Genomic DNA, 6,955 nt, shown 5'->3' with positions numbered 1-6,955 from the left:
CGGCTCTGGGCTATATCAGCCCCGCCGAGATGGAACGCAGAGCGGCTTAACCCCGTCCACTTTTTCGGGGGAAGATCAGTTTGGCGTCGAGATCGCCGCGCGCGCCGAACTCGAGGATTATTCCGACATGACCGGAGCCGTAGCCAATTATGAGGCCTGTGCTGCCGCCGCACGAGACCACGATCTCGATCCTGCTTCTGATCTTTACAAGCGCTGTACAGACCCGATGAGAGCTCCTCTCGGCCCGGCGATCGCGGCCGAACGGGAGCGGTTGCAAGTGACGCACGCCTACCAGGAGGCCCAAGCTTCCGAGCTGGCGAACAGCGTCTATGCCGATAGCCGCGGGGATAGTGCTTACACTCTGTTGTTCCGCCCCGGAGCTTTAGGTGACAAGCCGCTGATCGTCCTGACCCATAGCATCTACGACCGCGACAATCCGATTGAGGTTGCCAGTCATTTCGCCTGGAACGCGGCGCATGACGAGACCGCGCGGCTTTCCCGCAAAGGCAGGAACCGGATCGTGCCTAACACGCGCCACAACATCGAAATCGACGATCCGCAGGCGATCGTAGACGCCGTTTTCGAAGTCATCGGCGACATGCGCCGCCGTTAGCATCCAAGCTCCGCCTTAGGATCGATCTGTGCCAACAGCGCCGGCGACGGAATGTCCGGAGTCTGAAGCAATCCCAAGGGCAGCTCATGGAGCTGCCTAGCCGCAGCAGCAAGCGTCTTGATGGCCGGGCAGGGGATCGATTTCTGGCGCCTCACAGGAGGCGTCGGGCGCAAGGACATATTGCGGGCGGCGAGCCTTTCCGGTTCGTCGCGGATGCTCAGAATTGGGTCCCACGAATTGGGCGCGACACCCCTGACCCGATATCGGGGGAACCCTATGCCGTCCTGGATCACAACTCTCTTTGTGGGCTCCGCTCGACGCCTCCGGAACGGCTGGTGGATCTCTACATCACGCCCTGGCCGCTGATGGTGGCGGTGTCGGCCACCTTCGCCGGTCGCCTGGCAAGCCCGGGTTCGACGGCCTGGCTATGCGCGGCGGCCTGCGCGCTTCTCTCGGCGGGACTGTTCGCGGCCTCGGCCTGGCCGCTGGCGGGCAACCCTTGACCATCATGCCGATGGTCATGCTCTGCGGTCTGGGCTTTGGCCTGTTGCAGGTCACCAACAACCGCAACATGTTCCTGTCCGCGCCCCAGGCCCGCAGCGGCGCGGCCGACGGACTTCAGGGGATGGCCCGCCTGACGGGCCAGACGACCGGTGTGGTCGTTATGACCCTACTGTTCAACGCCGCGCCAGTCGAGGTCGCGCCCAGGATCGGCCTGGCCGTAGGCGCGGCCCTGACCCTGGCCGCCGGCCTGCTCAGCACTCTGCATTCACCCCGGTCGCTTTCGCGGCCGGCCTGAAGCAGACGACCATGAACAAGGTCATCGTCATCGCCGTCCTCCTGGCCTCGACCACGCTCGGCGGCCTCTATAGCCCGCGCTTGGTATTGAGGTCCTCGGATCGCCAGATTGACTGCGGTCCAGCTGCGCGATGCGCTTCCACTGAACGTCGTGTTCCTGGAGGGAGGCTAAAGGCACAGCTGCGATTCGCAGGAATTGGAGTCAGTGACGCGAAGGAAAGATCGCCGCTAACGTCTTAACGTGTGGCGTCTAACAAAGATTATCGGAAATAGCGCTCAGCCAGGGAGCGACGCCAACTGGGTAGCGAGCGAAATCGGCTTCTCCGACAATTGAAAAGCCGACAGTAGCCGTCGCCGTTTGATCCAGCGCAACGAGGGATAGCTTCGAGCCATGCGTATTGCGAATGATCGTATCGCATGGAGAGAAGTGATGACCGGTTCGAACTCGCACCATGGCCATCACCCGGGTGTCCCAGCCGGCGAGCATCGCGATCCCGTCTGCGGCATGAGCGTGGATCCGGCCACCGCCCCGGAGCACCGACTGCACGCGGGCCAGCATTTCCACTTCTGCTCGGCCGGCTGCGCTCGCAAGTTCGACGCCGAGCCCGAACGTTACCTGCAAGGCGCCCCCACGCCGACGGCCGCATCGTCCGAGGCCACGCCGGGCGCGATCTATACTTGCCCGATGCACCCAGAGATCCGGCGGTCCGGCCCGGGCAGCTGCCCGATCTGCGGCATGGCCCTGGAGCCGCTGACCGTCACCGCCGACAGCGGACCCAATCCCGAACTGCGCGACATGACGATCCGGTTCTGGATCGGCCTGGCCCTGGCCTTGCCCGTCTTCGCGCTGGAAATGGGCGGCCACGTCGGACTGATGGCGCTTCACCTGGCGCCAGGGGTGTCCAATTGGGTCCAATTGGCCTTGGCCACACCCGTGGTGCTGGGCTGCGGCTGGCCCTTCTTCGAGCGCGGCGCGCGCTCGCTGGCGACGCGTCAGCTCAACATGTTCACGCTGATCGCGATGGGTATCGGCGTGGCCTGGACCTACAGCGTGGTCGCCACCCTCGCGCCTCAGCTCTTCCCGGCCGCCTTCCGCCGTCCCGACGGCTCGACGCCGATCTATTTCGAGGCCGCCGCGGTGATCACGGTCCTGGTGCTGCTGGGCCAGGTCCTTGAGCTGCGCGCCCGCGAGAACACCTCTGGCGCGATCAAGGCCCTGCTGGACCTGTCGCCGAAGACCGCGCGCCGCATGTTCGACGGCGAGGATTTCGAAATTCCCGTCGAGGACATTCAGGTCGGCTTCCACCTGCGCGTCCGCCCCGGCGAGAAGATCCCCGTCGACGGCCGGGTGCTGATGGGCGAGGCCTCGGTCGACGAGTCGCTGGTGACGGGCGAGTCCATGCCGGTCCACAAATCGCCGGGCGACAAGGTGATCGGTGGCGCGCTGAACAAGACGGGCTCTTTCCTGATGATCGCCGACAAGGTCGGCGCCGACACCTTGCTCTCGCAGATCGTGGCGATGGTGGCCGAGGCCCAGCGCAGCCGCGCGCCCATCCAGCGGATGGCCGACCGGGTATCGGGCTGGTTCGTGCCGGCCGTCATGCTCGTCGCCCTGATCGCCTTCGGCGCGTGGGCGGCGTTCGGTCCGCCGCCGAGCATGGCCTTCGCGCTGGTGGCGGCGGTCTCGGTCCTGATCATCGCCTGTCCCTGCGCCCTGGGGCTGGCCACGCCGATCTCGATCATGGTCGGTGTCGGCCGCGGCGCGGCCGCCGGCGTCCTGATCAAGAACGCCGAGGCCCTGGAGCGCTTCGAGAAGATCGACACCCTCGTCGTCGACAAGACCGGCACGCTTACCGAAGGTCGACCGGCCGTCACGGCGATCCGCCCGGCGGCGGGGTTCACGGAGGAGGAGATCCTGCGCCTGGCCGCCAGCCTGGAGCGGGCCAGCGAGCATCCGCTGGCCGACGCGATCGTCCGAGCCGCGGCGGCGCGGGAGCTGCCGCTGTCGCATCCCGAAGACTTCGACTCGCCCGTGGGCAAGGGCGTGGTCGGCAAGGTCGAGGGGCGCGTCCTGGCGATCGGCTCGGCCCGCTTCCTGGACGAGCAAGGCGTGGCGTCGGCGCCGCTCGCCGACCAGGCCGACGCGCTGCGCCAGGACGGCGCCACGGCGATCTATGTCGCCATCGACGGAGCGGTCGCCGCCGTGCTGGCCATCGCCGACCCGGTCAAGCCGACCACCCAGAAAGCCGTCGAAGCCCTGAAGGCGGACGGCGTGCGCGTGGTCATGCTGACCGGCGACAACCGCACGACCGCCCAGGCCGTCGCCAAGCGGCTGGGCATCGACGAGGTCGAGGCCGACGTCCTGCCCGACGAGAAGGCCGCCGTGGTCAAGCGCCTGCGGGCCGAAGGCCGCAAGGTCGCCATGGCGGGCGATGGCGTCAACGACGCGCCGGCCCTGGCGGCGGCCGAGGTCGGCGTCGCCATGGGCGCGGGCTCGGACGTCGCCATCGAGAGCGCGGGGGTCACGCTGCTGCACGGGGACCTGGAGGGCCTGGTCAAGGCCCGGCGCCTCTCGGGGGCGGTGATGGGCAACATCCGGCAAAACCTGTTCTTCGCGTTCGCTTACAATGTCGCGGGCGTGCCGATCGCGGCGGGGGTGCTCTATCCGGTGTTCGGCTGGCTTCTGTCGCCCGCGATCGCGGCGGCGGCCATGGCCCTGTCCTCGGTCAGCGTGGTCGGCAACGCGCTGCGCCTCCGGGCGGTGCGGCTTTAGGCGCTGAATGGCGCGGGCGTTGTTGAGGGGTTGGGCCGCCGCCCGCGTAGGGACTTAGGACAAAGTCGCCCTTCAACAGGACCCGCCCCATGACCTATCGCGCTTTCCTCGCCACCGCCGTTCTGTCGGCCTCGATCCTGGCCGGCGGCCAGGCCAGCGCCCACGCCAAGCTGGTGGCCTCCGACCCCGCCGCCAACGCCACGGTCGCCGCGCCCAAGACCATCCGCCTGACCTTCAATGAAAAGCTCGCCCCGGCCTTCTCGAGCTTCGAGCTGGCCATGGCCGACGGCATGAAGACGTCGGTCAAGACCACCGTCTCGGCCGACCACAAGACGATCACGGGCGTGCCCAAGGGTCGGCTGATGGCGGGCGCCTACAAGCTCACCTGGCATGCGGCCGCCGCCGATGACGGCCACCGCATGGATGGAACCCTGACCTTCACGGTGAAGTAGCCGATGGAGACCGCGGTCGTCCTCGTTCGCTGGGCGCAATATGTGACGAGCTTCGTCCTGGCGGGCGGGGCGCTCTTCGCGCTCTACGCCCTGCCGGCCGCGGGTCCGTCCAGCGCCGTGGCGCTGGGCTGGCCGCGTCGGCTTCTGGCGGGCTGCGCCGCGTTGCTGGTCGTGGCGAGTCTCCTGGGTCTTGTGCTGCAAACGGCCGTGGTCGCCGGATCGCTTTCCGCGGCGCTGGATCCCTCGATCCTGAGCTCGGTGATCAGCGAGATGGCGATGGGCGCGGCCTCACTCGCGCGGGCCCTGGCCGCAGTCGTGGCGCTGCACGTGCTTCTGCTCGCGCCGCCCGGCCGGGCCGCCTGGATCGCCGCGTCAGCGCTCGGCGCCGTCGCAGCGGCGAGCATGGCCTGGATGGGTCATGGCGCGGCCACGGAGGGTCCGGGCGGGAGCCTGCACCTGGCGGCCGACATCGCCCACCTCGCGGCGGCCGCCGTGTGGGTCGGCGCCCTGGTGTTCTTTCTGGGGCTGGCCGTGGTCAGTCGGCGTGACGCGCGACAGGCGCCGACCTTCCATGCCGCCTTGGCGGGCTTTTCGGGCATCGGCTCGGGCGTCGTCGCCGTGCTGGTCGCCAGCGGCCTGATCAACAGCTGGTTCCTCGTCGGGCCCATGGGCGTTGCGGCTCTGGTCCGCACGCCCTACGGGCTTCTTCTGCTTCTAAAACTCGTTCTCTTCGGCGCCATGGTCGTGCTGGCCGCCGCCAACCGGTTTGGCCTGACCCCGGCCCTGCGCGAAGCCCTGATCGAGCCGGCGCCCCCCAGCACGGCGGTCAAGGCGCTGCGGCGCAGTCTTGTGCTGGAGCTGAGCGCGGCGATGGCGCTTGTCGCCGTGGTCGCCTGGCTTGGGCGTCTCGCGCCGATCAGCGCGCAATAGCCGCAACGTTCAGAGCACCGGTTCGTGCGCCGGCTCGGGCGTGGGGCGCCGCGCGAAGGGATCGCGCCCCCGCAACCAGTTACGCGCCGGCCGTTCGACAAGATGGTAGGCGGCCATCGCGGCCAGCTGACAGGCCACGAACGCTCCTGCCCACGCCAAGGCGATCGCCGCGCCGGACAGGCTTGGCGCCAGCCTTTCCAGGGCGTGGAAATAGACGATGTCGACTGGAAGGTGGACCATGTAGAGGCTGTAGGAGACCTCGCCGAGGTAGACGAGCGCCGACGCCGACATCGCGCCTGGCTTCGCGGCTTTGGACGTCTCGGCCAGGCAGAAGATCAGCATCGCCAGACCCGGCCAGATATAGAGATCGCTCAGTCGCAGGCTGGCGGCGATCGCCACCCAGGCCGTCGCGGCGAGCGCGCCGAATCCGGCCATGCCGGCCGGCAGGCTCAGGCTCGATCCCAAGCGATGCAGGGCCGCGCCCATCAGGAAGGCCGGGATGATCCGCAAGGCGCCGATCTGGGCGCTCATGTCGGTGAACAGCACCCCGCGCCCCTGAGCCGTCAGGAACATGGCGACGAACAGGGCGAGCACGGCGAGGACGAAGAGGCGTGGCCGACGCCTCAGCGAAACCGAGGCGATGGCCGCGACCGGAAAACCGAGGTAGGCGAACCACTCAGCCGAGATCGACCAGGAGGGGAAGTTCCACTGCACGGTGGGCGTCGTGCCCCAGGCATGCACCAGCAACAGGTGCTGTGGGAGCATGCGTGGGTCGAACGCCTGGGGATCGAAGCGGACGCCCAGCTTCAGGGCCGCGAGCCAGATGGCGATCGTCGCGGCCAGGGTGACCAGATGGACGGGATAGACCCGCGCCAGGCGCGCCCAAAGGAAGGAGCCATAGTTGAACCGGCGCTCGGCCCAGGCCCGCGTATAGACGTGGCTGAGGATGAAACCCGACAGGATGAAGAAGAGGTCGACGCCGAGGTAGCCCTTGGCGGCCAGGCCAAAGCGCTCGAGACCAAGATCCAGGTGGTTGCGGAAATGATAGACGAGCACCCACAGCGCCGCGCAGATGCGCAACGACGTGAGCGGACGGATGTCCGACGGATACATGGTCCCTCCCCCGAGGTGATGGTTGGGGCCGGCGAGCGCCGGCCCGGTGGGCGCTAGAGCGCTGTCAGGCCGACGATGGTCTGGCCCTGCAGCTTGAAGCGCACCTTGGTCCCGACACTCAGGCCCTTGAGGAGGGCGGGATCAGCGACCTTGAAGGCCATGGTCATCGGCGGCCACTTCAGCGCCGGGATCGCTTCATGGGCCAGAGTGACCTTGGCGGCCTTGGCGTCGATGGCGCGCACGACGCCGACCGCCTCGACCAGCGCGCTCGCCTCG

Annotated in this window: 8 protein-coding genes; 6 read left to right on the top strand and 2 right to left on the bottom strand. The window is 68.1% G+C overall.

Annotation, left to right across the window (positions count from 1 at the left end; translation table 11 throughout):
- The 6 genes from DI526_RS22705 to copD all read left to right on the top strand — a co-directional run.
- The coding region (locus tag DI526_RS22705) for a hypothetical protein (protein ID WP_304283111.1) at positions 1-613 on the top strand (613 nt) is incomplete at its 5' end.
- 335 nt (positions 614-948) lie between these two features.
- On the top strand, positions 949-1,116 hold the full coding sequence (locus tag DI526_RS22700) for a hypothetical protein (protein ID WP_304283108.1): 168 nt from the start codon (positions 949-951) through the stop codon (positions 1,114-1,116).
- Positions 1,113-1,412: a hypothetical protein gene (locus tag DI526_RS22695; RefSeq protein WP_304283106.1), complete on the top strand. Its 300-nt coding sequence runs from the start codon at positions 1,113-1,115 to the stop codon at positions 1,410-1,412. Before DI526_RS22700 ends, DI526_RS22695 begins: the two co-directional genes overlap by 4 nt.
- 429 nt (positions 1,413-1,841) lie before the next feature.
- The gene (locus DI526_RS22690; RefSeq protein WP_304283104.1) at positions 1,842-4,184 is read left to right on the top strand and encodes a heavy metal translocating P-type ATPase; all 2,343 of its coding nucleotides are present in this window, start codon (positions 1,842-1,844) and stop codon (positions 4,182-4,184) included.
- A gap of 89 nt (positions 4,185-4,273) precedes the next feature.
- On the top strand, positions 4,274-4,636 hold the full coding sequence (gene copC / locus DI526_RS22685; protein WP_168077130.1) for a copper homeostasis periplasmic binding protein CopC: 363 nt from the start codon (positions 4,274-4,276) through the stop codon (positions 4,634-4,636).
- A 3-nt stretch (positions 4,637-4,639) separates the two neighbouring features.
- Positions 4,640-5,566 (top strand): copper homeostasis membrane protein CopD, encoded by a 927-nt coding sequence (gene copD / locus DI526_RS22680; protein WP_304283100.1) that lies wholly within the window; start codon positions 4,640-4,642, stop codon positions 5,564-5,566.
- 9 nt (positions 5,567-5,575) lie between these two features.
- Here copD and DI526_RS22675 read toward each other — a convergent pair whose 3' ends face one another.
- Together DI526_RS22675 and DI526_RS22670 are read right to left on the bottom strand one after the other, a co-directional pair.
- On the bottom strand, positions 5,576-6,679 hold the full coding sequence (locus DI526_RS22675) for an acyltransferase (protein WP_304283095.1): 1,104 nt from the start codon (positions 6,677-6,679) through the stop codon (positions 5,576-5,578).
- Between the two features lie 53 nt (positions 6,680-6,732).
- On the bottom strand, positions 6,733-6,955 hold a 223-nt coding region (locus tag DI526_RS22670), incomplete at its 5' end, for a copper-binding protein (RefSeq protein ID WP_304283092.1).

The organism is Caulobacter segnis (genome assembly GCF_003243465.1).
Classification (GTDB): Bacteria; Pseudomonadota; Alphaproteobacteria; order Caulobacterales; family Caulobacteraceae; genus Caulobacter; species Caulobacter segnis_A.
This window is presented reverse-complemented; position numbering and strand designations above follow the sequence as displayed.

Bases quoted from the DNA above. Each gene is read 5' to 3' on its own strand.
- DI526_RS22690 (WP_304283104.1), top strand. From the start codon at position 1,842: ATGACCGGTTCGAACTCGCACCATGGCCATCACCCGGGTGTCCCAGCC.
- DI526_RS22675 (WP_304283095.1), bottom strand. From the start codon at position 6,679: ATGTATCCGTCGGACATCCGTCCGCTCACGTCGTTGCGCATCTGCGCG.
- copD (WP_304283100.1), top strand. From the start codon at position 4,640: ATGGAGACCGCGGTCGTCCTCGTTCGCTGGGCGCAATATGTGACGAGC.
- copC (WP_168077130.1), top strand. From the start codon at position 4,274: ATGACCTATCGCGCTTTCCTCGCCACCGCCGTTCTGTCGGCCTCGATC.